The organism is Thiomicrolovo sp. ZZH C-3 (genome assembly GCF_054862725.1).
This window is the reverse complement of record NZ_JBTKXX010000001.1, coordinates 16,751-41,170: the sequence shown is the minus strand read 5'-3', so window position 1 is coordinate 41,170 and position 24,420 is coordinate 16,751. Positions and strand designations below refer to the sequence as shown.

Below are 24,420 nucleotides of genomic sequence, written 5' to 3'. Positions count from 1 at the left end.
TGAATGTGCGGTAGGTGCCGCACTTCGCCCGTACCGTATATTGCCGCGCCGACAGCTTACGATGACGGCGGCGGTGTTCGGCTGTCGATCTGATTGATTTCAGGCAGCAACAGCGGTGGAGGCGGAACGGGGACCATTTTCACAACCATACGGCTGGTACCGTGTACCTCTTTGCCGAATTTGCGGTTGTGCTCGACGTCCACATTGATGCTTGCGGAGAAAGGACCCCATCCGAATTTGGCCTTGGCCCCGACTTTGACCTTGGTTGATGTTTCCGATTTGGTCTTGATGTCCATGGAGACTTCAATAGTCGTTTCAGAGAATTGATACCACGTCGGCCGGATAAAGGCGATCAACGGTATGTCGTTTGCCTCAACGGTTGTGACATTGACACCGCTGTCAGTAGTTTCGACGTTGATCTGCGGGATGTAACTGATGTTGTTGTCGGAGTCAGCCAACTCCAGAGTCGTTATCAGCGAATTCTCGTCTAATGCTCTTTGTGCCTCCGCCACGCCCATTGCCAGGCTGGCGACCATCTTATCGAGTGGCACGTCCAGTAGTTCTTGTCCTACACTCATTGTCCATCCTTTTTTATATTGGGATTTGACAGAATCCGCATTCCGTCTTTCATTAATAAAGTCAACGTCTTGATGTCGATACTGACTTCACCGACGAACTTGATGTTCGGATTGGTCTGGATCGCCCGTTTCTGGGGGTGCGAGAGCAGAGCGATCAAAAATGACAACTGGGAATCGGCAATCACCAGATGCCCTTTCTGGATCGGCAGAGCGGAGAGAAGGTCATCGCGTTCATGAAGCGGCAGATCACGGCGCGGAATGATGATATGGGGCATCACGCCGCTTTGCGATTGCACGGTTGAAATTTTGGCTCCGAAAAGCGCATCCATCTTCATGATTTTTTCCTTCTATTGCATCCACCTGAAGACACTATACAACGGCTAAACACATAAAAAACTAAAACGGAGAAAATGTGGAAAAAAACTGATAAAAATAATTTAGAGAAAGTATGTGATGAAATACTATTGAGGTCTGAGGAGAGGAAGTGTTTTTTGCCGGGAAGTGAATGGTGATGTTCTGGGGCGATATGATCGTTTGGGACGTCAATTCGTCAGTCGGTGCGACCGGTATGCAAACATCATAAACAGGACAGACGGATGCTGCGGGAATACTGATTGAGGTCGTTAATCAGAAGGCGTGTTGGTCATCGTGAAGGCGCCGATGATGCCGAAGGTGCAAACGCGTGCGAACAAGCGCTTACAGCCGGACCGGGATACCGTTATCCTGGAGATAGTGCTTGAGCTCCATGATATCGATCTCTTTGAAGTGGAAGATGCTGGCCGCCAGCGCCGCATCCGCACCGTGTTCGAAGGCATCTTTGATATGGCCCATCGTCCCCGCGCCGCCGCTGGCGATGACGGGAACGTTGACCAGGGAGCTGATCTGCTCGGTGATGGGGATGTCGAAGCCCGCTTTGGTGCCGTCGGTATCCATGGAGGTGAGCAGGATCTCCCCCGCGCCGCGGTCGACGGCTTCTTTGGCCCATTCAACAGCGTCGACGCCCGTATCGATCCGGCCGCCGTTGAGGTAGACGTGGTAGCGGTCCCCCGTCTTTTTCACGTCGATGGCGACGACGATGCACTGCGAGCCGAACCGTTTGGCCCCCTCGTTGATGAGGTCGGGGCGTTTGACCGCCGCGGAGTTGACGCTCACCTTGTCGCAGCCGACGTTGAGCAGTTTGTAGATGTCGTCAAGCTTTCGGATGCCCCCGCCGACGGTCAGGGGGATGAAGACCTCCTTGGCGACCTGCTCGACGATATGGACGATCGTATCCCGCTCTTCGTGCGACGCGGTAATGTCGAGGAAGGTGAGCTCGTCCGCACCCTCTTCGTTGTAGCGTTTGGCGATTTCCACCGGGTCGCCCGCATCTTTGAGTCCGACGAAGTTGACCCCTTTGACGACGCGGCCGTCCTTGACGTCGAGGCAGGGGATGATACGTTTGGCGAAATAATCCATGGGTCCGCTTTCATAAAAGGTATAAAATTATAGGGTATTGCATCTTAATGTGAATGGCTATTCGCTGTTTGTGCTACCATTATAGGAGCAATTAATATTTTCAAAGAGGGTGACGTGGCGCGAGTGAGCAAAGCAGAACGTAAAGAGAACATCATTTCAACGGCACTGAAGCTGTTCGCGGAGAAGGGCTTCTATGTGACGACCATTCCCGATATCGCGGCGAAGGTCGGCATGAGCGTGGGGAATTTTTACAACTACTTCAGCTCGAAGGATATCCTTGCCAAGGAGCTGATCCTCTATATTTCCGAATACCTCGGCAAGCACATCCGCGAGATCAACGAAGGTCCGGGCAGCGCCAAGGAGAAGATCAGCGCGATCGTGACCTTCTATTTTACGATGGCGACCGAACGTCCGGAGATGATCGAGTATTTTCTGCGGATATACCTCTCCAACCGGGAGGTGTTCGGGGAGTCGTGCGAAGGGATGGTCTGCGTGTCGCCTTTTATTACGGAGATGATGATCTTCTTCGATGACGGCGTCGCCGGGGGCGAACTCCGAGACCAGGACTTCTTCAGCGCCTTCGGCCTCTTTATGGGCTATCTAGGAGGGATGGTCTTTCTCTTCGGCGAGAAGATCCTTCCCGAGCCGCTGAGCCACTACGAGGCCTCCATCGCGGAGAATATCTACCGTGCGCTCAAGACTGTTTAAACCGAAGCTGATCTGGCTTCAGGGCGTCACCTGCAACGGCAACACCCACTCCTTTTTAAACCTTCCCTACCTGCCGCAGCTGCTTGAGCGTTTCGAGCTCCTCTACCATCCGCTGCTCCCCTGCACCCAGAGCCTCGAGGAGATCGCGCGCTGCAGACGCGGATGCGACGTGCTGGTTTTCGAAGGCGCCTTCGACCCCATGATGGAACGCGCCGGCGTCACGCTGGAGCGGCTGATGGCGTATTACGGGGAGGAGGCCGGTCACGTCATTGCGGCAGGCAGCTGCGCCAGCTTCGGCGGCATTTTCAAAGCATCGGCGCCGGAGCGCAACAGCGGGCTGGCCTATGCCGGGGAGCATCCCGACGGCCCCCTGCTCGGGAAGGCCGGCAAGGTGATCAACCTCTCGGGCTGCCCCGTACACCCCGAATGGCTCGGGTATACCCTGATGAGCATTGTGGAGGGGCGTCCCGTTTCCGTCGATGCCCTGGGGCGGCCGACGGCACTCTACAGCCACATGGCACACGACGGGTGTCTGCGCAACGAGTATTTCGAGTGGAAAGTGGATGTGGAGCAGCTTGGACGGAAAGAGGGGTGCCTCTTCTATGAACACGGCTGCCGCGGGCCGCTGACCCACGCCTCGTGCAACCGGACCCTCTGGAACGGCGTCAGCTCGAAAATGCGCGTCGGTACACCCTGTTTCGGCTGTACCGAGCCCGACTTCCCGCGCCGCAACCTCTTTGAAACGAAGACGAACATGTCGATTCCCGAAGAGGTGCCGGTCGGGGTTTCCAAGCGGGCCTACCTGACGATGACGGGCATCGCCAAAAGTTTCAAGATCAAACGGCTGGAGGAGCGGCTTATCGATGATGACTAGGGCACTGATTGAGCATATCGAGGGGGAGGCAACCCTCTATTTTGATACCCGGGGAGAGAAGATCACCTGGGCGGAGATCGCTTTCCCGCATTTCAGGGGGATGGAGCGCATGCTCGAGGGGCGGAAGGCGACGGATGCCCTGGTGATTACGCCGCGGGTCTGCGGCATCTGCGGGCATGCGCACCTGATGGCGACCGTACGGGCGATCGAGGCGGCGTACGCCCAGGCGGGCTACCCCGTCGCGCTGACGCAAAAGGCGCAGCACATCCGGGAGCTGACGCTGGTCCTCGAGATGATCCAGAACCATTTCAAATGGCTCTACCTCGTCATCATGCCCGAACTGGGGAAGCTGGGCATAGAGGGCCTGGCCCCCACCCCGCTCAAAGGGGCCTATGCCGCGGCCCAGGCGACAAAGATCCTGGCACTCTTCGCCGGGCAGTGGCCCCACAGCTCCTACATGATCCCCGGCGGTGTTACCTGCGACCCGACCCACCTGGAGCGCATCCAGGCGGCCGGGCTGCTGGACGAGCTGATCGCATTTTTTGAGAAAGAGACGGCGGGAATCGACCTTGATACCCTGCTGACTTTCGCCTCCTGCCGGGAGTTCAACCCGCTGCAGAGTGATCTTGGGCGTATTGAGCGGGGATTGATCGATGCGGGGATGCACAAAAAGGGGATGGCATACGACCGGTTTGTCGTGCTGGGGGAGCACGGGTTCACGATGCCCGCGCGGCTGAAGCACACCCGTCCGATGAAGGCCGATCCCTCCCAGGTGTCGACGGAACCGGCGGTGTGCCGGGATGAGAAGAGCTATGCCCGCAACGTCCGCTACGGGAAACATTTTTATGAAGTCGGGCCGCTCGCGCGGATGATCTCGGCCGATACTGCCCTGATCAAAAATATGCACCGCCGCTACAAGGACAGTGTCTACACTCGGGTGATGGCCAGGGCATACGAGACGGCCGTGCTGTTGCAGCGGGCCAAAACCCTCCTGTCGGAACTGGAACTCTCCGACCCCTCCTATATGCCACCGGTGCCCCTTGAACGGATCAGCGCCGCAGGGGAGGGGATCGTCGAGGCGCCCCGCGGGCCGCTGATCCACCGTGTCCGCCTGGAGAAGGGGGTCATCGCCGAATACAAGATCATCACGCCGACACAGTGGAACCTCGGCAGTTCCGTGATGGCCGATCCCGCCCCGGCACAGAAGGCGATGGTCGGCGCCGCGGATATTGCCGAAGCCACGTTCATCTTCCGCAGTTTTGACGTCTGTTCGGTGTGTACGACGCACTGATCCCCGGGCGGCAAACCAAGATAAACTACTCCTATGTATATTATAAAAATTAAATATACTACTCCCTTTTTCACGCATTTTCCATTCTAATACATAAGTAACCATAGTAGAATACTAATGTATAAATTAAAGAAAAATATTTGCCCTCAAAGAGCCTGTTTTCAGGGCTTTGCCCGCTACTCTCTTCCGAACTGAAAGTATTCAAAAATAAAAACGCTTGACACTGAATGAATATTCATTTATAGTTTTTTCATTCCAAAAGGCTTTCCGGTTCGGATGACTTCACTTGCATCCGCTTGGAAGGGAAAGACCAAAAAAAACAGGCAGCGGAATTTTACTTTCTGCTGCAGAAAGGAGCTTGGAATGAAAGTGAATGCAATGTCCGGATACGGCAGCGACACCAACCAGACCCGGCTGCGGGCAGCCATCGTCGCACTGGCGGCGACGGCCTATCTGCATACGGGCAGCACTGTGTGGCTTCTCCTGCTGGCACTGGATTATTTCGTGCTGCTGAATGCGACGCCATGGATCAGTCCGCTGGCGCTGAGTGCGCGTGCCGCAACGCGCATCATACGTTTTGAGGAGCGCAGGGGTGACGCGGCGGAAAAACGCTTCGCCGACCAGATCAAGTTCGGTGTGACACTGGGAGCACTCGGGACGGACCTGGCGGGATATACGAACATTGCCGGGCTGTTTGCCGGCGGGTTCGCGATCTGGGCGGCGGCCGAAGCGGTGGATGACAGCTGTATGGGGTGTGCGCTCTACCGCTGGCTGAAACGGCATGAGATCGAGGTCGTGGCGCTGTAGCCACAACGGGTGCGCAGGTAGCGCAATAACCGTATTTCAAGGAGACGGCATGCATTACGCAACGAATGTAACGGAACTGATCGGCAATACGCCGCTGGTGAAGCTGAACAACGCTTCGGACGAAACGGACACGACACTGCTGGGCAAGTGTGAATTCATGAACCCTTCCGGGTCGGTCAAGGACAGGATCGGGAAGAACATGATCACACGGGCGTTGGAGAGCGGCCTTTTGAATAAACAGAGTGTGATCATCGAACCGACCAGCGGCAATACGGGGATCGCGCTCGCATCGATCGCGGCGGGGCTGGGACTGAAGCTGATCCTCACCATGCCGAGCTCCATGAGTATCGAGCGCCGGAAACTGCTCCTGGCGCTCGGAGCCGAACTCGAACTGACCGACCCCGCTGCCGGCATGGCCGGCGCGGTGGCACGGGCCAACACGCTTGCGGCCACGATCGAGAACGGGGTGATGCTGCAGCAGTTTGAGAACCCGGCCAATCCGGTCGCGCATATGGTGACGACGGCGGAGGAGATCTGGCGGGATACGGCCGGGAAGATCGATATCTTCGTCGCCGCCGTCGGCACCGGGGGCACGATCACCGGGGTGGGGTCGATCCTGAAGGCGTACAACCCGAACATCGAGATCATCGCGGTGGAGCCCGAGGACTCGGCAGTCCTCTCCGGAGGCCAGCCCGGAGCGCACAAAATCCAGGGGATCGGGGCGGGTTTCGTGCCCAAGGTGCTCGACCCCTGGGCCTACGGCGAGGTGTTGACCGTCGGTAACGACGAGGCCATGGCCTCGTCGCGGAAGCTGGCGCGTGACGAAGGGCTGCTTGTCGGCATTTCGTCGGGCGCGAACGTGCTTGCTGCCCGCAGGGTGGCGGCCCGGCGGGAGAACCGCGGGAAGATGATCGTGACGATGCTGTGCGATACCGGTGAGCGGTACCTGTCGACGCCGCTGTACGACATCGCGGAAGCCGAGTAGCGGCGATAACAACAGAAGGGCCGATATACGACGGCCCCACGAAAAGCGTGGTGACATTATGCAAGAAAAAGCCTATCGGAGTGCGGTGAAGACCCTCTCCTGGCGCGCGGTCGGCACCCTGGACACGATGGTGATCTCGTACCTGATTACGGGCAGCCTGGCAATGGCCGCCTCGATCGGTTCGATCGAGGTCTTCACGAAAATGGTCCTGTACTACCTGCATGAGCGGGCCTGGACGAGGGTCGGCATCGGTCTGCACCGGCCGACCGGCGATGATTATCAGATTTAGGAGATGGCATGCACAAGCACATTGAAACATTGAACCGCCGTCTGGCCGGAAGCAGCGCCGATGAGGTGCTGGCGTATTTCGCGCAGCAGTACGGCGGACGGATCGCGCTGGCCTCGAGTTTCGGCGCGGAGGACCAGGTGCTGACGCATCTGCTGCAGCCGCACCGGGAGCAGATCGGGGTTTTTACGATCGACACGGGCCGGCTGCCGTATGAGACCTACGACGTGATGGACAGAACGAACCAAAAGTACGGGATGAACATCGACGTCTATTTCCCCAACCCTTCCGATGTGGAGGCGCTCTACAAAACGCAGGGGATCAACGGCTTTTACGACAGCATCGAAAACCGTAAGCGCTGCTGCCAGGCCCGGAAGATCGCGCCGCTGAGACGCGCGCTTCAGGGTATGGAGGTCTGGATCACGGGGCTGCGGCGGGAACAGTCGCCGACCCGCGAGACGATGCGCCTGGTCGAGCATGACGAGGCCAACGGCCTGCTGAAACTCAACCCGCTCATCGAGTGGAGCGAGGCGGAGGTGTGGGAGCATCTCCAGGCCAATGGCGTGCCCTATAACCGGCTGCACGACCACGGGTATCCGAGTATAGGCTGTGCGCCGTGCACCCGGGCCGTCGTCCCGGGCGACGATATCCGCTCGGGGCGCTGGTGGTGGGAATCGCCCGAACACAAAGAGTGCGGACTGCACCGAAAGGAGTAAACAATGATTGACAGACAACGTCGCACCCATCTGAGGAAACTGGAGGCGGAGGCGATCCACATCATGCGCGAAGTCGCGGCCGAGTTCGACAACCCGGCCATGCTCTACAGCATCGGGAAGGACTCTTCGGTGATGCTGCACCTGGCGCTCAAGGCGTTTTACCCGGCCAAGCTGCCTTTCCCGCTGCTGCATGTGGATACGACCTGGAAGTTCAGGGAGATGATCGCGTTCCGTGACAGCCGGATCGACGCGCTGGGGCTGGAGCTGCTGGTCCACGTCAATGAAGAGGGCGTCGCCCGCGGTATCGGCCCCTTCACCCACGGCAGCGCGGTACATACGGACGTGATGAAGACCGAAGGGCTGAAGCAGGCGCTCGACAGATACGGGTTTGATGCCGTCTTCGGCGGCGCGCGCCGCGACGAGGAGAAGAGCCGCGCGAAGGAGCGGATCTACTCTTTCCGCGATGCGAACCACCGCTGGGACCCGAAGAACCAGCGCCCCGAGCTGTGGAATGTCTACAACGGCAGTATCCGCCGGGGCGAGAGTATCCGGGTCTTCCCGCTGTCGAACTGGACGGAGCTGGATATCTGGCAGTACATCTACCTGGAACAGATCCCGATCGTCCCGCTCTATTTTGCGAAGGAGCGCCCCGTCGTGGAGCGCGACGGCGTGAAAATCATGGTCGACGACGACCGGATGCCGCTGCAGGAGGGGGAAGCACCCCGCCTGGAAAGCGTGCGGTTCCGGACGCTCGGCTGTTACCCGCTGACCGGCGCGGTCGCTTCGACGGCGACGACGCTGCCGGAGATCATTCAGGAGATGCTGCTGGCGAAGACCAGCGAACGCCAGGGGCGGGTGATCGACAGCGATCAGTCCGGTTCCATGGAGAAGAAGAAAATGGAAGGATATTTCTAATGGAAGCACAAGAGAGACTGATAGCCTCTGACATCGAGCGCTACCTGCATGAACATGAAAACAAGGAGCTGCTCCGGTTCATCACCTGCGGCAGCGTGGACGACGGGAAAAGTACCCTCATCGGCCGGCTGCTGCACGATACGAAGATGATCTTCGAAGACCAGCTCGCGGCGATCACGAAGGAGAGCCGCAAGTCCGGAACGACGGGCGAGCGGGTCGACCTGGCCCTGCTCGTCGACGGTCTGCAAAGCGAACGCGAGCAGGGGATCACCATCGACGTCGCCTACCGCTACTTTGCCACCGACAAGCGCAAGTTCATCATCGCCGACACCCCGGGGCACGAGCAGTACACGCGGAACATGGCGACGGGCGCGTCGACCGCCGACCTGGCGATCATCCTGATCGACGCCCGTTACGGTATCCAGACGCAGACACGGCGCCATTCATTCATTGTACGGCTGCTGGGGATCACCCGGGTGATCGTCGCGGTGAACAAGATGGACCTCGTCGATTGCTCCGAGGGGCGCTTCGAAGCGATCCGGCAGGAGTATATGGCCTTCGCGGCGGGCCTGGACATCGCCGAGGTGTCGGTGATCCCGCTCTCGGCGCTGGAGGGGGACAACGTCGTGGAACGTTCGGCACGCATGCCGTGGTACGAGGGCGCGACGCTGCTCGAACTGCTCGAGACGGCCGAACTGGACACGCAGGTCGACGGGGCACCTTTCCGTTTTCCGGTGCAGTACGTTAACCGGCCGAACGCCGACTTCCGCGGCTTTGCCGGGACCGTGGCCTCCGGATCGATCCGCAAGGGCGACGCAGTGAAAGTGGTGCCGTCGGGGAAACGGTCGCGGGTACGTTCGATCGTCACCTATGACGGCGAACTGGCGGTCGCGGAGGCGGACAACGCCGTGACGCTGACCCTTGAAGACGAGATCGACATCAGCCGCGGCGACATCCTCGTCGGCGGCGACGCCGAGATCGCGCTTGCCGGGAAGCTCATTGCGGAGCTGGTCTGGATGGACGAGACGCCGCTCGAGATCGGCAGGACCTACACGCTCAAGCGCGCGGCGACAACGGTGGCGGCACGGGTGGAGGCGATCGACCACCAGTACGATGTCAATACCCTCACGGAGCATGAAGCGTCCGCCCTCGGGCTCAACGGGATCGCCCGGGTGCGGCTTGCCCTGGGGGCCCCGATCGCGTTCGATCCGTACGAAGCGAACCGTTCTACGGGCAGCTTTATTTTGATCGACCGCGTCAGTAACAACACGTCGGCCGCCGGCATGATCGTCGCGGCGGTGGAGGAGCAGGTGCTGCCGGAAACGGCGGCCGCATCGTTCGAGGCGGAACTCAACGCCCTGATACGCAGACACTTCCCGCACTGGGAAGCCAAAGCGATTGCATAGGAGGTGATGCATGGCATCCGAAACGAAAGCGCAGCGCGTGGAGCGCATCAAGCGCGAGAAGGACGGCCTGGACGTCATCGGCGCGATCGCGGAGTATGCCCGAAGCGGCAGCGACCCGCATCCCGACGATATCGACCGGTTTAAATGGTACGGGCTCTATACCCAGAACAGGAACCTCCAGGACGAGGCGGATCCGACGCTCTATTTTATGCTGCGGGTCAAGCTCGAGGCGGGGGAGGTGACGACCGATCAGCTCAAAACGCTCGGGTACATCTCAAACACCTATGCGCGGAGCACCGCCGACATCACGACGCGTCAGGATCTGCAGTTCCACTGGATCGAGGTGCGGCATCTGCCGGTGATATTCGCCCTGCTCGATCATGTCGGCCTCAGTACGAAGATGGCCGCGGGCGACTGCCCGCGCAACGTCGTGAGCTGCCCGGTGGACGGCATCGACCACGGGGCGGTTGCAGACGTGCGCCCGCTGGTCAGGGCGGTCAACGCGCTGTTCCGGGACAACCGTGATTTTTCGAACCTGCCGCGCAAATTCAAGATCGGCATCAGCGGCTGCCGCAACCACTGTATCTCCCACGAGATACAGGACCTGAGCTTTACGGCGGTCGACCACCCGTCGGGCCGCGTGCTCTTCGACGTCAGCGTCGGGGGCGGGCTGGCGAAGAACCGGCGCATCGCCTCGCATATCGGTTATGCGACGGCGGAACAGGTCGTCCCCATCGCCGAAGCGGTGGCGACCCTGTACCGCGACGGGGGGAACCGCGAAAACCGTTCCAAGGCCCGCCTGGGGCACCTTGTCGACGCCTGGGGGCTTGACGCCTTCGTCGCACAGCTTCATGCACTGCTGGGCTTCGAGCTGCTGCCGCCGCAGGCCCGGGCCTACACGCCCTATGCCCTGCGGGGCCATTTCGGTGCCCATGCGAGCAGCGTCGAGGGGAGAAGCTACATCGGCTGTGCCGTGACGTCGGGGCGCATCGGCGGGGGCGGGCTGCTGCGGCTGGCCAAGGCGATGCAGCGCCACCGTGCCGAAAGGGCCAAGTTCACGACGACGCAGAACCTCGTCGTGCTCGACGTCCCCGAGAGCCGGGTCGGTGCCATGGCCGGGGAGCTGGAGCAGGCCGGGCTGTCGCCCAACCCCACCCCTTTCAAAGCGCGGACGCTGGCGTGTACGGGGTTGAACTTCTGCAAGTTCGCCATCAGCGAAACGAAGGAGCTGGCGCGGGAGATCGTCGACTACCTGAATGCACGGTTCCCCGACTTCACCGAGCCCGTCTCGATCAGCGTCAACGGCTGTCCGAATGCCTGTGCGCATCCGCACATCGTCGACATCGGGTTCGTCGGGACGGTGCTCAAGCGCGGGGAGCGGCGGATCAGCGGTTTCGAGCTGATCTTCGGCGGCCACCTGGAGGGGGAGCGCAGTGCGTTCGGCGAAAAGAGCGGCATCAAGGTGGCGCCCGAAGAGGCGGCCGGGATCATAGAGTGCCTGCTGCTGCAGTATCTGGACAGCGGGTATGAAACATTCGGAGCATTTTTACGGGAGCAGGCTTATGACACAAGCGCTATTTCGGCCGTTGCTTAAACGGGGGAACCGCAAGACCTTCGTCGCAGAGCAGACGATCGGCCGCCACAAGAGACACTATTTTGACTACACCGCGTCGGGGCTGGCGTTCGAGCCCATCGAATCACGCCTGCGGGAAGTCCTCGAGACCTATGCGAACACCCACTCGAAAGAGGCGTCGATGGCGGCGGTGACGGAACACTACTATAACGGGGCCCGGGAGCAGCTCAAAACGCTGCTGGGGCTGGACGACGCTTTTGCCGTCCTGCCCTGCGGCTGCGGCGCGACGTCGGCGATCAAGCGCCTGCAGGAGATCCTGGGGGTCTACATCCCGCCCGCGACGCGAAAGCGCTGCATCGTGCGGGTCCGGCCCCAGAAGCGGCCGCTGGTCATCGTCGGCCCCTACGAGCACCACTCGAACGAGATCAGCTACCGCGAAGGGATCTGCGACACCGTGCGCATCGGGTTCAATGCCGACGGGGAGATCGACCTGGAGTACATGGAGATGCTGCTGCAAGCCAACCACCACCGGGAGGTGATCGGGGCGTTCTGCATCGCGTCGAACGTGACGGGGATCATCACCCCCTATCAGCGCATCTCGCGTCTGCTGCGAAAATACGGCGCGATGGTCTGTTTTGACGCGGCGGCATCGTCGCCGTACATGAACGTGCCCGGCAAACTCTACGATGCCATGTTCCTCTCGCCGCACAAGCTGCTCGGGGGACCGGGATCGTGCGGGCTGCTGGTCATCCGGAAGTCGTTCATCGACGAGGCGGTCGCGCCGACGTTCGCCGGCGGGGGTACCGTGACCTACGTGAACCGCAGCGAGCACCGCTTCATCAACGAGAAGGAGCGCCGCGAGGATGCGGGGACGCCGGGGATCCTGCAGCTCATCCGGGCTGCACTTGCTTACCAGCTGCGCAACGAACTGGGGCTCGCCTGGATCAAGAACCGCAAAAAACAGTTGACGGAGTACCTGCTTGCCGGGCTGACCGCCGTCCCGGGCTGTACGGTGTACGGGGACCTTGAAAAAGAGAACCTGGGGATCGTCTCTTTTAATATAGAGGGGATCGATCCGTATGCCCTGTGCGCCGGGCTCTCGGAAAAGTGGGGGGTCCAGACCCGGGCGGGCTGTTCGTGCGCGGGCCCTTACGGGCACGATCTGCTCGGGCTGGCCGATGACGCGGAGCTGGAGACGCGCCCGGGCTGGGTGCGCATCAGCATTCACTATTCACAGGAGGTCGGCGACATCGACTACCTGCTTGACGCGATCCGGAATACGATTCGGAGTTTAGGAGAAAACCATGAGAACGGTTTCACTGCCGGTGTTACTTAAACCCAAAGCGGGCCAGGTGCTCCTGGTCGGTGCCGGGGAGGTGGGGCTGCACAAAGCGGAGGTGCTCGAGGCCAACGGCATCGGCGCAACGGTCATCGCCCCTGCGGTCCATGCAGGGTTCAACAAGCTGACACTGCACACGGTCGTACAGAAGAGGCTGACGCGCAGTGACCTGGAAGGGGTCAGCGTGGTGATCGACGCGACCGGCGACGATGCGGTGACGGAGCTGCTGGTCGAGCTGAAAGCGGCGCAGGGCTTTTTACTCAATGTCGTCGATGTCCCGCCGCTGTGCGACTTCTACTTCGCCTCCCTGCTGTACTACGGGCCGCTCAAGATCGCTGTCTCGAGCGACGGGGCGAGCCCGACGCTGACACAGTGCGTCCGGGACAAGATACGGCGCATCCTGCCGTCACAGCTTGAACAGCTCGTACGGGAGAAAGCCGGTGAACGTGCCGCGGGGGTGATCAACGCCGCCGCGACGCGCCAAGCGGCCGGTCGCCTGCTCGCAGAAGTCTTCCTGGTCGGGTGCGGTCCCGGGGATGCGGAACTGTTGACACTCAAGGCCTACCGTATTCTGATGGAGGCGGATGTCATTTTGTACGACCATTTGGTCAGCGAGGAGATCCTGGCGCTGATCCCGGACAAGAGCATTAAGCGCTGTGTCGGGAAACGCAAAGGGCGCCACAGCCGTTCGCAGGAGGAGATCAACCGCCTGCTCCTGTACTATGCGGAGCGGGGCTACAGCGTTGCACGGTTGAAAGGCGGCGATCCCTACATTTTCGGCCGCGGGGCGGAAGAGGTCCTTTATCTGGCCGAAAAAGGGTTCCGTGTCAGCGTAGTGCCGGGCATATCATCGGCAGTCGCGGGGCCGGCGGGGGCGGGCATTCCCGTGACCGCCCGGGGGCACGCCTCCGGCTTTTCGGTGGTCTCGGCCCATGTGGAGGGGGGAAGGACGGAGTTGTCGTGGATCGGTCTGCTCGGCCTCCCCGGCCACACTACCGTGGTGCTGATGGGCCTGTCGCTGGCGGGGGCCATACGCGATGCCGCCTTGGCGCACGGTCTTGATCCGGCATTGCCGGCGGCGATCGTCTCCAATGCGACGCGTCCGAACCAGCAGACACGCGTGACGACCCTCGGCGGCCTTGCCGAATCTGCCGAGGCGACAGAAGGTCCGGCCATCATTGTTTTCGGCAGTGTCGTGGCGCTGCAGGCGCTTCTGCCGGGCTATCCGGAGGTTTTACAGAGAGCGGGGCCGGAAGAAGCGAACGTCGCCTGATCCGGCGGGAAAGCTCTACTGCAGGGCTTTTCAAGGGATTTTTGACGCGTGAAGCTAGTCCGGAAAATATATAGGAAATTCGGCAGGAAGGGCGCTATAGCCCAACTTTAGATAAGTTTAAGTTATTGACACATAGAATGGTGAATGATCATTCACTTATGAGGAGGAAATGATGGCGGAACGAATTGATGGGGTGCGGAAGCTCTTCACCTCGAAAAGTGCCAGGGTAGATACGAACAGAGGGGATCTCTATTATCAGCAGCTGTTCGATACGTGTCGGGCGCGTTTGGACGCGCTCCGGGAACAGCCGGCGGTGAACCGGCTCGACTTCGATGCACTGCTTACCGACGAGGGGCAGGACCGCCGTGACTTCATGAAGTGGGTCAGTGCGGTGACGGCGATGCTGATGCTCCCGCCGATGTTCACCCCGCTCGTCGCGGAAGCCGCCGAACTGATGAACCGTCTGCCGGTCGTCTGGCTCGAGCTGCAAGACTGTGCGGGTAACTCCGAAGCGCTGCTGCGCAGCGACGGGCCTAAGATCGATGAGATCGTGCTCGACATCATTTCGCTCGAATTCCACGAGTCGCTGATGGCGCCGTCGGGACACCAGGCGGAAAAACAGCTTGAAGACGCGATGGAGCACTTCAAAGGGAACTACCTTCTCTTTGTCGAGGGCTCCATCCCGGTCGGTGCGGGGAGAGACTGGTGTACCATCGGTGCTTCCGGTGAGACCTTCCTCGATCACCTCAACCGTGTCGCGGAAAATGCCGCCGCCGTCGTCGCCGTCGGCGCCTGTGCCACCTTCGGCGGTATCCCCGCTGCGGCACCGAACCCGACGGGCGCCGTCGGGGTAATGGATGTCGTCAAAGGCAAACCGGTGATCAATATCCCGGCCTGCCCGGCGAACCCGGCAAATATGGTCGGTGTCGTCCTGCACTACGCCCTTACCGGGCAGGTGCCGGAGCTGGATTCCCTGCTGCGTCCGAAATTCGCGTTCGGGTACCGTATCCATGACAACTGCGAACGCCGTGCGCACTTCGATGCCGGCGAGTACGTCGAAGAGTGGGGCGATGAGGGTGCGAAGAACAACTTCTGTCTCTACAAGATGGGTTGTAAAGGGCCGATGACCTTCAACAACTGTTCGATTGTCCGCTACAACGAGGGGGTCAACTGGCCGATCGGTGTCGGCCGCGGCTGTATCGGCTGTTCCGAACCGGACTTCTGGGACAAATACGCCTATGAACGCCCGATGGCCAATGCGAATATCAAGGCACCGACCGGCGGTGTCGAAAAGACCGTGGACGAGTTCGGTCTCGGGCTCCTGACGGCGGCGGGTATCGGTATCGGTATCCATGCGGTCGCCAGTGCGGTAGCCGGTAAGAGAGAAGAGGGAGGAGAAGGATAATGAGCAAGAGACATATTGTAGTCGACCCGATTACGCGGATCGAAGGACACCTGCGTATCGAGGCGGTGATCGACGAGAACAACACCATCGTGGATGCGTACAGCTCCTCGACGATGTTCCGGGGGATCGAAACGATCCTTCAGGGGCGTGACCCGCGGGACTGCGGTCTGCTGGCCATGCGTATCTGCGGCGTCTGTACCGGGACGCATTACCAGCGCTCCATCGAGGCCGTCGAAGATGCTTTTGACATTACGATCCCGAAGAACGCACGGATCGTGCGCAACCTGATCCAGGGGGCGCTTTACGTGCATGACCACCTCGTGCACTTCTACCACCTGCACGCGCTGGACTTCGTCGATGTCGTCTCCGCCCTCTCGGCCGATCCGGCCAAAACGGCGGAAGAGGCGCGTAAATGGGCCGGTGTCGCCGGCGTTTCCCCTTACACAGATGGGGAGAGCGAGTTCAAAGCGATCCAGGAGCGTGTCGCGAAGTTCGTCAAACAGGGACGTCTGGGGATCTTCGGTAACGGGTACTGGGGCAACAAGCACTACAAGCTGACGCCGGAGCAGAATCTGATCGGTGTGGCACACTACCTCCAGGCGCTGGACATTCAGCGCGACCTGGCGAAGATGCAGGCGATCTTCGGCGGGAAAAACCCGCACCCGCAGTCCATCGTCGTCGGCGGAGTCACCTGTGTCCAGGATATCCAGAACCCGGCGCGCATCGCACTGTTCAAGCAGCTGCTCAGCGACGGAACGAAGTTCGTGAAGCAGGCTTACCTGCCTGACGTTTACATGGCGGGAACCATGTACGCCGACGAGGCGACGGACTCCAAAGCGACGTTTACGGAACTCATCGGCGGCAAAGGCGTCGGCGGGACCGGCGGCGGGCTGCTCAACTACATGAGCTACGGCGACTTCCGTCTCGACGATACCGGGTTCTACAACGCGAAAACCCTCTTCCCGAGCGGCATTGTCTACGGCGGCGACCTGAGCAAGGTCGAGGCGGTTGACCATGAGAAGATCGCCGAGGACGTGACGCACTCCTGGTACGAAGGGAGCGAACCGCTGCACCCGTACGACGGGCAGACGATCCCGAAATATACGGGCCTCGACAAGCGCGACGACGGCATCGCCTACCTGAAGACCGGTGAGAAGTACAGCTGGATCAAAACGCCGATCTATAACGACACCCGTGTCGAAGTCGGTCCGCTGGCGCGGATGGTCGTCGGGGTGGCGAGCAAGGATGAGCGTATCACGAAGTACGTCACCAATTTCCTCAAGCGCGGCAATCTGCCGGTGTCGGTCCTGTTCAGTACGGTCGGCCGTACGGCGGGCCGGGCCATCGAGACCGAACTGATGGCGGATGTCATGATGGAGTGGGTCGACGAACTCGCCGCCAACGCGGCGGCCGGCGACCTGCGCACCTGGACGGAGTTCGACTTCGACCAGGTGAGCGTCAAGACCAAGGGGATGGGCCTGGCCGAAGCGCCGCGCGGCTCCCTGGGACACTGGGTCCGCGTCGAGGACGGGAAAGTGGCCAACTACCAGGCCGTCGTTCCCTCCACCTGGAATGCTGGTCCGCGGGACTATAAAGGACGGATGGGTGCCTATGAGGCGAGCCTGATCGGTACGAAAGTGGCCGATCCGGAACAGCCGCTCGAGATCATCCGGACCATTCACAGTTTCGACCCCTGTATCGCCTGTGCGGTGCATGTGGTCGATACCAAGGGCAAATCGTTGGGTGTGTACAAGCTCGACAGCCAGTGCAGCATCTAAGGAGATCCCATGAAATCCGGACGTAAACAGGTTAAGCGGATGACGGGCGCGATGCGCATCATCCACTGGGTCAACGCGATTTCGATGGTGGCTGCCGTGATCACCGGGCTCTATATCGGGGCGCCGTATTACCAGACGCTGATCGCCGACGGTGCGGTGGACAAATATGTGATGGCATGGAACCGGTGGGGGCACTTTATCGTGGCGATCATCTTTGACGTCACCTCCATCATTGTCGCCTATCTCTATTTTTTCAGCCGTTTCGAGAAGCCGTACAAGAAGCTGATCCCCACCGGCAGAAACGTCGTTGAGTTCGGGGAGGTCCTTTTGAACCTTGTCACGCTCAACCGGCGCAAGAAGTTCGATTCGACGCACAGTGACAGTTTCAATACCGTCTATTTCACGATCTTCCACCTGCTGCTGGTATGGATGCTCTTTACCGGGCTGCAGCTCTATGTCCACGGTCTTGAATCCGGGCAGAGCTCCATCGGGGCGTGGTGGCCGGCGCTGCTGCACCTTGCCACCGACTGGACCATCCCGGTGACGGGCGGGACATTGATGGATGTGCGTGTTTCGCACCACGAGACGATGTGGCTCATCGTCACCTGGGTCGCTTTCCATATCTACTACCAGGTATGGCGGACGATCTTCTGGAAAGAGGGTGACATCGCCATTGTCTTCGGCGGCAGCAAGTTCGCCAAAGAACAGGAATCCTGAACCGCGGGTTTTCCCTCGCGTTCCGGGGACCCCGGGACGTTTTCAACCTCCCAAACTATGCTAAGATAACAAGGTTTCATCCCGCCAAGGGCGCATGATAACCGTTCAAAGGACCCGACTATGGCCTTCGTAATGGAACTGCAGAGCAGCTCGTCCCAATTCTACCTGCGCAACTGTATCGCCGGGATCGCCCGCGAATTCGGCGTACCGGCCAAGCTTGTCCAGTCCAAAGGGACGCTCTCCTGTGCATTTGCTTCGGACCACCCGCAACTGGAGGCGTGTATCGGCACGATCGCCGAAAGGCTGCCCGCCTCCTGGCACCTCAGCGGCAGCCGGCATTATGAGGCGGAGGGGGAGCCGGATGCGCTCCCGGAACTGGTCGACGCAGCCCCACTGGGCCTCGGACTCTGTCCCGCATGCCAAAAGGAGCTCTTCGACCCTTCGTCACGCCGCTACTACTATCCCTTTACCCACTGCGCGCAGTGCGGGGGGCAGTACGCCTTTTTCGAAGCCTACCCCTTTGAACGCGCCAACAGTGCCCTCTCCTACCTACGCCCCTGCGCGGCGTGTGAAACGGAGCAGGAGACGCACGGCCGCCGGGAGAGGGACCACCTCAACAGCTGCCACGCCTGCGGCGTGCCGGTGCGGCTGGAGAGCGGCGGGCGCGAGCGCTACGCCAATGACGCCGGCAGTTTCAGAACGATGTTCGAGGTCGCGGCCAAGGCCGTTGCCGACGCCAAGTCGCTGCTGGTCAAAACGACGATGGGCTACCGCCGTTTTCACAAGAGCCCGGAGGGACTCCGCAACGCCGTCGTTCTGATGATCGACGCGGAGAAGATCACCGACCACCTTTCCCTGATCGGGGAAGAGTTCCATGCGCTGCTGGGTATTGAACGCCCCGTGCTGCATGTGTCGGTCAAGGGTCCGGAACTGCAGGCGGTTATCGGCCGCACCGCCGATGTGAAATACCCCGACGACGGCTTTACGATCCTGCTGGCGACGGAGCTGAAGCGCCTGGGGATGGCGTATGTCTTCTACGAGGAGGCGGAGGCCAAGAGCGAAGCGGACCTGCGGATGGAGTACGACCTGGAGCTCTCCTCCCAGAGCGACCAGCGCCTCTTTATCAACAAGGATGTGCGTTTCGTCGCCGCCGGCGAACGGGTGAGTTTCCCGTCGCGCATGATGCCGGCGTCGCAGACCCTCGGGATGGCACACGGCCTGGTCGGGGTGCCCGAAGGGGAGCGTGTCGTGTTCGACCGGCCGGAGCATTTCGGCAGTGTGACGGTGGAGAACGCCGTCGTGCTGGAAGGGGAGTCGGAGGAGCAGTGGCATACGCACCAGCGCCCCGCGGCGCAGGACGAGGCGTCGTTCATGTCGGTCGTCGCCGAACACGGCCTCTTCGGGCAGAAGTGCGTCGGTGCGCATTTTGACGACGAACCCTCCTTCCTTTACTACGACGGGCGCAAAGTGATCCGGCTGGTACCGCCCATCGCCTTCGCGCCCGGGGGATTGCTGGAGAAGATCGCCTCCCTGCGCGAAGGTTCCGACCGGCTGGTGCAGAACTTCCAAAAGGCGCTGCCCGGCGCCTATGCGCGGGTCGACGCGCTGCAAGAGCGCAGCACGACGAGCCTCTTTGAAGCGGCCGCCGCCGTGTTGGAACTGGAGGAGGAGAACTTCGCCGGGGTCAGCAAGGCGGCGCTGGGCTTTTACGGGAAGGGCGGGGTGCAGGTCGATACGCACGTCAAGGACAACCGCTTCGACCACGCGGCCTTCCTGGCCAGCCTGGTCAGTTACCGCCTGGCCGGGGTGGAGAAGGAGATGATCGCTTACTCCATCTTCGAATCCTTCGGCGATTACTTCAACGACCTGATGCAGCAGATCAAAGGCAAAACGAAAGCGGAGCACTTCATTCTGTGCGGCGCACATTTTGCCCAGCAGTCGCTTTTCAGCCGTATGCAGCGCAATCTGAAGGCCTCGCCCCCGCTGATGAATGTCAACTATCCGATTGGCAGGGAGAATGCCGTTGTCGGCTGCGTCTACCTCTAAACGCCTCCGGTTCCGGATCCGCGGTATCGTCCAGGGGGTCGGTTTCCGCCCCTTCGTCTACCAGCTCGCCGTCCGCGAAGGCGTGGGGGGCCATGTGCTCAACGACGGTGACGGCGTTGAGATCGAGGCGGAAGGTTCCCCGGATTCGCTGGAGGCGTTCGAGGCGGCATTGACGGCCTCCCCGCCGCCGTTGGCGCGGATCGATGAGCTCCACCGCGAGACCCTGGCCCCTCTCGGGGAAACGGCTTTTGCGATCCGGGGATCCGAGAGCACGGCGGCGAAGACGATGGTCTCGCCGGACATGGCCGTGTGCGATGCCTGCGCCGCCGAGCTCTTTGATCCCGCCAACCGCCGCTACCGCTACCCGCTGATCAACTGCACCGACTGCGGCCCGCGCTACAGCATTATCGATGCACTTCCCTATGACCGCCCGCAGACCTCGATGGCCCCTTTTTCCATTTGTCCGCAGTGCGCGCAGGAGTATAACGACCCGGCTAACAGGCGTTATCACGCCCAGCCGATCAGCTGTTATGAGTGCGGTCCGCACCTGGTACTGACCGATCCCGCGGGTGCGCCGATCGGGATGGAAAACGAGAGCATTGAGAAGGCTGCGGCGCTGCTGGCTGAGGGCCGGATCGTCGCGGTCAAAGGGCTGGGGGGCTTTCACCTGATGTGCGATGCGACGGACGGTGCCGCCGTGGCGCGCCTGCGCGAGCGGAAACGGCGTCCGAGCAAACCGCTGGCGGTGATGTTCCCCTCCCTGGAGATGATCCGTGAGGCTGCGGAACTGAACGAAGCGGAGGAGCGGCTCATCCTCTCCAACACGCGCCCGATCGTCGTCGTACGGAAAAAGGAGGGCCTTGCTTTCGGGGAGCCGATCGCCCCGGGCATCAACCGCATCGGTGTCTTCTTGCCCTATACGCCGCTGCACCTGCTCCTGATGGATTCCTTGCAGCGTCCCGTTGTCGCGACCAGCGCCAATATCAGCGAGGAGCCTATTCTCACCGATGCGGCGCGGCTGCGGGAGAAGCTGGGCAGCGTCGTCGACGCGGTGCTGGACGTTGACAGGGAGATCGTCAACGCCTGCGACGACAGTGTCGTGACCGTGGCCGGTTCCCGCACGCTGATGCTGCGGATGGCGCGGGGCTACGCTCCAAGGAGTCTGCCGCTTCCTTTTGAAGCGCCGGGCAGGATCCTCGCCGTCGGGGCCAACCAGAAGAGTACCATCGCGCTGGGGTTCGACAAAAACATCGTGCTTTCGCCGCACATCGGCGATCTCGTTTCCGTCGACGCCTTTGAGTATTTCGAGCGCACCCTCGAAACCTTCAAACGTTTTTACGCTTTCGAACCCGATATCGTTGTCTGCGACCTGCATCCGGGGTATGAAACGACCAAGTGGGCGGAAGCGTTCCACGCTGCGCACCCCGGCACGGTGCTTCTGCGGGTGCAGCACCACTATGCCCACGCGCTGGCCTGCATGGCCGAGTACAATCTGGAGGAACAGGTGCTGGCGTTTTGTTTCGACGGTACCGGCTACGGGAGCGACCAGGTGAACGGCGAAGCCGGAGAAGGTCCCCTGGGGTACGGGACACTCTGGGGCGGCGAGGTGCTCCTGGCCGATCCGCAGTCCTATGAGCGGGCCTACCATCTCCGCCCCTTCCGGCTGCTCGGCGGGGAGCAGGCTGTGAGGGAACCGCGGCGGGTCGCGTTATCGCTGTTATTCGAGTGTTATAGCCTCGATGACGTCCTTGCGATGGCCCATCCGACGGTCGACAGTTTCACGCCCGCGGAGATCAGGACGCTTCATACCATGTGGCAGCGCGGGTTGAATGCGCCTTTGAGCAGTTCCGTCGGGCGGCTCTTTGACGCGGTGGCTTCGCTGACGGACACGGCGCAGACGCTGGGCTATGAAGGAGAGAGCGGGCTGCTGCTGGAGGCGGCGGCCGAAACGGCGCAGCCCGGGGAGTTCGCCTTCGCCGTCGAAGCGGGGGTGATCGACTGGGAACCGCTGCTGCGCCGGATGCTGGAGGCGCCCGATGGCGCGGCGGCCGGGTTCCACGCGGCGCTTACGGAGCTCATTGTGACGATCGCGGAGCGTCATCCGGGCCTGCCGGTGGTGCTCAGCGGCGGCGTCTTTCAGAACAGGACGTTGACGGCCATGGCCTGCGCGGCCTTTGAGCATAGAGGAATCCGCTATTATGTCCAGCGCGATACGCCCATCAATGACGGGGGCGTCGCCCTGGGACAGCTTTACTATGCATTGCACCAAGGAGGGAAGGGATGAACCGCATCGCGCTGATCGGATCGGGAAACGCATTTTTCAAAGATGAGGGGATCGGGCTCTATGCGGCCAAATACCTCAAAGAGAACTACACCTTTGAACCGGGTGTCGATATCGTCGACGGCGGGACGCTCGGATTCGGCCTGATGCCGCTGCTGCAGGAGTATGACGAGGTGCTCATCGTCAATACGGCCTCGGACGAGGATGTGCCCGCCGGTACGGTGACCGTGCGCGACTGCGATACCTTCTTGGAGGGGTCGCTCATCAAAAAAACGGCGAACGAGGTGGAAATAGCGGAGATGCTGCAGATCTGTTCGCTGACGGGCAACATGGCCGAAACCTCCGTCGTCAGCATCGTGCCCGAGGACATCATCTCCGTCGAAGTCGGGCTTTCCGCGCCGCTGCGTGCCGCCTGGGAGCGCTACATCGACACGATAACGGCGCGTTTGGCCCACGCCGGCGTCGTCTGCACGAAGCGCACGGAAGGCGGCATGACGATGGAGACGATCCTGGAGACCTTCGCCTCCCCAAGCGTCGCCCTGGGCCGGGGTTTTTAAGAGACGTCGGAGGCCTGGAAAGCCTCGATAACCTCCGCAAGCGAGCTTCCCGGGTCACGCCGGTGGGCCGCGATCCCCGCGTTTTGCAAAATCTTCAAGGCGTTCCCGACATAGCCTTCAAACGCGGCGGTCAGGGAGGGGGAGAGCCCGATGCGCACTTCCACGCGTTCGGGCACGATCCCCAGTACGCTCGATTCGGGCTGCGGCCTGCCCATCAGTTCCAGCATATCAAGGCACTGGATCACCCCCACTTCGTGCGCACCCCCGTTTCCCAGACCGTAACCGGTGAGTTCGGATGCCGGGATATGGTAGATACTGCCCGCATCATCTTCGATGTCGATCGCATCGAGGATCAGCACGCGCTCATGTTCGATAAAGACATCGAGGAGGTTGATCCCTTCGACCCCGCCGTTGATAATGCGAACCGGGGGCTCAAAGCGGTAGTTGGCATCGAGGTAGGCGGCGGCGTAGACGGCGATACCGTCGTCATTTTCGAGAATGTTGCCGACCCCCAGGACGGCCGTGGTCGCTTGAATCATTCGAGTTCCTTGAAATAGTAGTCAATCAGCAGCTGCTCCCGTTCGGAGACGGGGTGGTTGAACTTGAACTCCATCTCTTTGAGATAGAGGGGGAAGCTTTCGCCCGACACCCCCCGGTAGCGGAGGATGTTCGCCTCGAAGTACTCCCAGAAGCGGACGATGTTGTTATGCCGTGATGAGATCTTGATGAGGCGGCTCTGGCGCCGGAAGCGGGCGAACTCCTCCGCGTAGACGGATTCGAGGTCGTCCTCGATGAACTGGTTGCGGAACTGCTGCAGGGAGGGCATGACGATGGTATAGAGATGCCCCTCGTAATCGAAAGTGAGGAAGTTGTGGGCATCGAACACGGCGTTTTTGCGCCGGCGCTTGGCCCGTTCAAGGTAGAAATACTCCTCGTATTCGCACGAGAGGTGCCGCCTGGCCTCATACTCATCTTCGCAGATACGGGCGCAGAGCTGCCTGAACTGTCCGAAATAGCGGTGCACGGAGACGTAGGAGAGCCCCTGCGCTTCGGCGGAGACGCTGGCATTTTCATCCCGTGAGAAGCCGGCGATGAGTGTACGTATCTTTTCGACGCGCCCCGGACTCACCTTTTTGCGGCAGCGCCCGCACTTGTAGCGGCCGTCCCCGAGGCGGTAGATGCTTCCTTGACAGTAGGGGCAGTGTTGCAGCGAAGACATCCTTTTCCTTTCCCGGTTCCAAAGGTGTATAAGAGTGACGTTTTTTTAGTTTAATTTTACATAACCAGACTATAATTAATATAAAACTGAATACTTATTCATTTGCAGAAAGAATAACGCAATGAAGTCGGTAGGATAACTGCACCGGTCCGTCAGGTGATAGATCGGCGGAACCTGCAGATATCCCCAGTCTTTTTGGGCAATGGCGTCG

The 24,420-nt window shown here is 60.7% G+C and carries 23 protein-coding genes; 18 read left to right on the top strand and 5 right to left on the bottom strand.

Annotated elements, in window-relative coordinates; translation table 11 throughout:
* Nucleotides 1-56: 56 nt before the first annotated feature.
* From ACXWTF_RS00210 to hisF, 3 genes are all read right to left on the bottom strand, one after another.
* The gene (locus ACXWTF_RS00210) at nucleotides 57-578 is read right to left on the bottom strand and encodes a hypothetical protein (protein WP_461713037.1); all 522 of its coding nucleotides are present in this window, start codon (nucleotides 576-578) and stop codon (nucleotides 57-59) included.
* Entirely contained in the window at nucleotides 575-913 is a 339-nt protein-coding gene (locus tag ACXWTF_RS00205; RefSeq protein ID WP_461713036.1) for a hypothetical protein, read from the bottom strand. Before ACXWTF_RS00205 ends, ACXWTF_RS00210 begins: the two co-directional genes overlap by 4 nt.
* A 361-nt stretch (nucleotides 914-1,274) precedes the next feature.
* Entirely contained in the window at nucleotides 1,275-2,033 is a 759-nt protein-coding gene (gene hisF / locus ACXWTF_RS00200) for an imidazole glycerol phosphate synthase subunit HisF (protein ID WP_461713035.1), read from the bottom strand.
* A gap of 123 nt (nucleotides 2,034-2,156) precedes the next feature.
* Here hisF and ACXWTF_RS00195 point away from each other — a divergent pair, with 123 nt between their 5' ends.
* The 18 genes from ACXWTF_RS00195 to ACXWTF_RS00110 all read left to right on the top strand — a co-directional run bounded on the left by ACXWTF_RS00195 (nucleotide 2,157) and on the right by ACXWTF_RS00110 (nucleotide 22,990).
* Entirely contained in the window at nucleotides 2,157-2,741 is a 585-nt protein-coding gene (locus ACXWTF_RS00195; RefSeq protein ID WP_461713034.1) for a TetR/AcrR family transcriptional regulator, read from the top strand.
* The gene (locus ACXWTF_RS00190) at nucleotides 2,722-3,615 is read left to right on the top strand and encodes an NADH-quinone oxidoreductase subunit B family protein (RefSeq protein ID WP_461713033.1); all 894 of its coding nucleotides are present in this window, start codon (nucleotides 2,722-2,724) and stop codon (nucleotides 3,613-3,615) included. The genes ACXWTF_RS00195 and ACXWTF_RS00190 overlap by 20 nt, the downstream gene beginning before the upstream one ends.
* The gene (locus ACXWTF_RS00185; RefSeq protein WP_461713032.1) at nucleotides 3,605-4,906 is read left to right on the top strand and encodes a nickel-dependent hydrogenase large subunit; all 1,302 of its coding nucleotides are present in this window, start codon (nucleotides 3,605-3,607) and stop codon (nucleotides 4,904-4,906) included. The genes ACXWTF_RS00190 and ACXWTF_RS00185 overlap by 11 nt, the downstream gene beginning before the upstream one ends.
* Before the next feature lie 363 nt (nucleotides 4,907-5,269).
* Complete coding sequence (locus ACXWTF_RS00180; RefSeq protein WP_461713031.1) at nucleotides 5,270-5,713, top strand: DUF4395 family protein; 444 nt, start codon at nucleotides 5,270-5,272, stop codon at nucleotides 5,711-5,713.
* A gap of 49 nt (nucleotides 5,714-5,762) precedes the next feature.
* Nucleotides 5,763-6,698: a cysteine synthase A gene (gene cysK / locus ACXWTF_RS00175; protein ID WP_461713030.1), complete on the top strand. Its 936-nt coding sequence runs from the start codon at nucleotides 5,763-5,765 to the stop codon at nucleotides 6,696-6,698.
* 58 nt (nucleotides 6,699-6,756) lie between these two features.
* Nucleotides 6,757-6,987, top strand: coding sequence for a DUF2061 domain-containing protein (locus ACXWTF_RS00170; protein WP_416768649.1), 231 nt, complete (start codon nucleotides 6,757-6,759; stop codon nucleotides 6,985-6,987).
* An 8-nt stretch (nucleotides 6,988-6,995) separates the two neighbouring features.
* Entirely contained in the window at nucleotides 6,996-7,700 is a 705-nt protein-coding gene (locus ACXWTF_RS00165; RefSeq protein ID WP_461713029.1) for a phosphoadenylyl-sulfate reductase, read from the top strand.
* A gap of 3 nt (nucleotides 7,701-7,703) precedes the next feature.
* Nucleotides 7,704-8,615 carry a sulfate adenylyltransferase subunit CysD gene (gene cysD / locus ACXWTF_RS00160; RefSeq protein WP_461713028.1) on the top strand — a complete coding sequence of 304 codons (912 nt, stop codon included), beginning with the start codon at nucleotides 7,704-7,706 and terminating at the stop codon, nucleotides 8,613-8,615.
* Nucleotides 8,615-10,021, top strand: a complete 1,407-nt coding sequence (gene cysN, locus ACXWTF_RS00155; protein ID WP_461713027.1) for a sulfate adenylyltransferase subunit CysN — start codon at nucleotides 8,615-8,617, stop codon at nucleotides 10,019-10,021. Before cysD ends, cysN begins: the two co-directional genes overlap by 1 nt.
* 10 nt (nucleotides 10,022-10,031) lie before the next feature.
* Nucleotides 10,032-11,615 (top strand): nitrite/sulfite reductase, encoded by a 1,584-nt coding sequence (locus tag ACXWTF_RS00150; protein ID WP_461713026.1) that lies wholly within the window; start codon nucleotides 10,032-10,034, stop codon nucleotides 11,613-11,615.
* Nucleotides 11,584-12,930, top strand: coding sequence for an aminotransferase class V-fold PLP-dependent enzyme (locus tag ACXWTF_RS00145; RefSeq protein WP_461713025.1), 1,347 nt, complete (start codon nucleotides 11,584-11,586; stop codon nucleotides 12,928-12,930). The genes ACXWTF_RS00150 and ACXWTF_RS00145 overlap by 32 nt, the downstream gene beginning before the upstream one ends.
* Nucleotides 12,899-14,206, top strand: coding sequence for a uroporphyrinogen-III C-methyltransferase (gene cobA, locus ACXWTF_RS00140; RefSeq protein WP_461713024.1), 1,308 nt, complete (start codon nucleotides 12,899-12,901; stop codon nucleotides 14,204-14,206). The genes ACXWTF_RS00145 and cobA overlap by 32 nt, the downstream gene beginning before the upstream one ends.
* 172 nt (nucleotides 14,207-14,378) lie before the next feature.
* Nucleotides 14,379-15,611, top strand: coding sequence for a hydrogenase small subunit (locus ACXWTF_RS00135; RefSeq protein WP_461713023.1), 1,233 nt, complete (start codon nucleotides 14,379-14,381; stop codon nucleotides 15,609-15,611).
* The gene (locus tag ACXWTF_RS00130) at nucleotides 15,611-17,389 is read left to right on the top strand and encodes a nickel-dependent hydrogenase large subunit (protein WP_461713022.1); all 1,779 of its coding nucleotides are present in this window, start codon (nucleotides 15,611-15,613) and stop codon (nucleotides 17,387-17,389) included. Before ACXWTF_RS00135 ends, ACXWTF_RS00130 begins: the two co-directional genes overlap by 1 nt.
* A gap of 9 nt (nucleotides 17,390-17,398) precedes the next feature.
* Nucleotides 17,399-18,106 carry a cytochrome b/b6 domain-containing protein gene (locus tag ACXWTF_RS00125; protein ID WP_461713021.1) on the top strand — a complete coding sequence of 236 codons (708 nt, stop codon included), beginning with the start codon at nucleotides 17,399-17,401 and terminating at the stop codon, nucleotides 18,104-18,106.
* 120 nt (nucleotides 18,107-18,226) lie between these two features.
* Nucleotides 18,227-20,152 (top strand): hypothetical protein, encoded by a 1,926-nt coding sequence (locus ACXWTF_RS00120; protein WP_461713020.1) that lies wholly within the window; start codon nucleotides 18,227-18,229, stop codon nucleotides 20,150-20,152.
* On the top strand, nucleotides 20,130-22,436 hold the full coding sequence (gene hypF, locus ACXWTF_RS00115; RefSeq protein WP_461713019.1) for a carbamoyltransferase HypF: 2,307 nt from the start codon (nucleotides 20,130-20,132) through the stop codon (nucleotides 22,434-22,436). The genes ACXWTF_RS00120 and hypF overlap by 23 nt, the downstream gene beginning before the upstream one ends.
* Complete coding sequence (locus ACXWTF_RS00110) at nucleotides 22,433-22,990, top strand: hydrogenase maturation protease (protein ID WP_461713018.1); 558 nt, start codon at nucleotides 22,433-22,435, stop codon at nucleotides 22,988-22,990. Before hypF ends, ACXWTF_RS00110 begins: the two co-directional genes overlap by 4 nt.
* Here ACXWTF_RS00110 and ACXWTF_RS00105 read toward each other — a convergent pair.
* Both ACXWTF_RS00105 and ACXWTF_RS00100 read right to left on the bottom strand, forming a co-directional pair.
* Nucleotides 22,987-23,529, bottom strand: coding sequence for a hydrogenase maturation protease (locus ACXWTF_RS00105; RefSeq protein ID WP_461713017.1), 543 nt, complete (start codon nucleotides 23,527-23,529; stop codon nucleotides 22,987-22,989). The two genes, ACXWTF_RS00110 and ACXWTF_RS00105, sit on opposite strands and share 4 nt — an antisense overlap.
* On the bottom strand, nucleotides 23,526-24,209 hold the full coding sequence (locus ACXWTF_RS00100) for a hypothetical protein (protein ID WP_461713016.1): 684 nt from the start codon (nucleotides 24,207-24,209) through the stop codon (nucleotides 23,526-23,528). The genes ACXWTF_RS00105 and ACXWTF_RS00100 overlap by 4 nt, the downstream gene beginning before the upstream one ends.
* Between the last annotated feature and the right edge of the window lie 211 nt (nucleotides 24,210-24,420).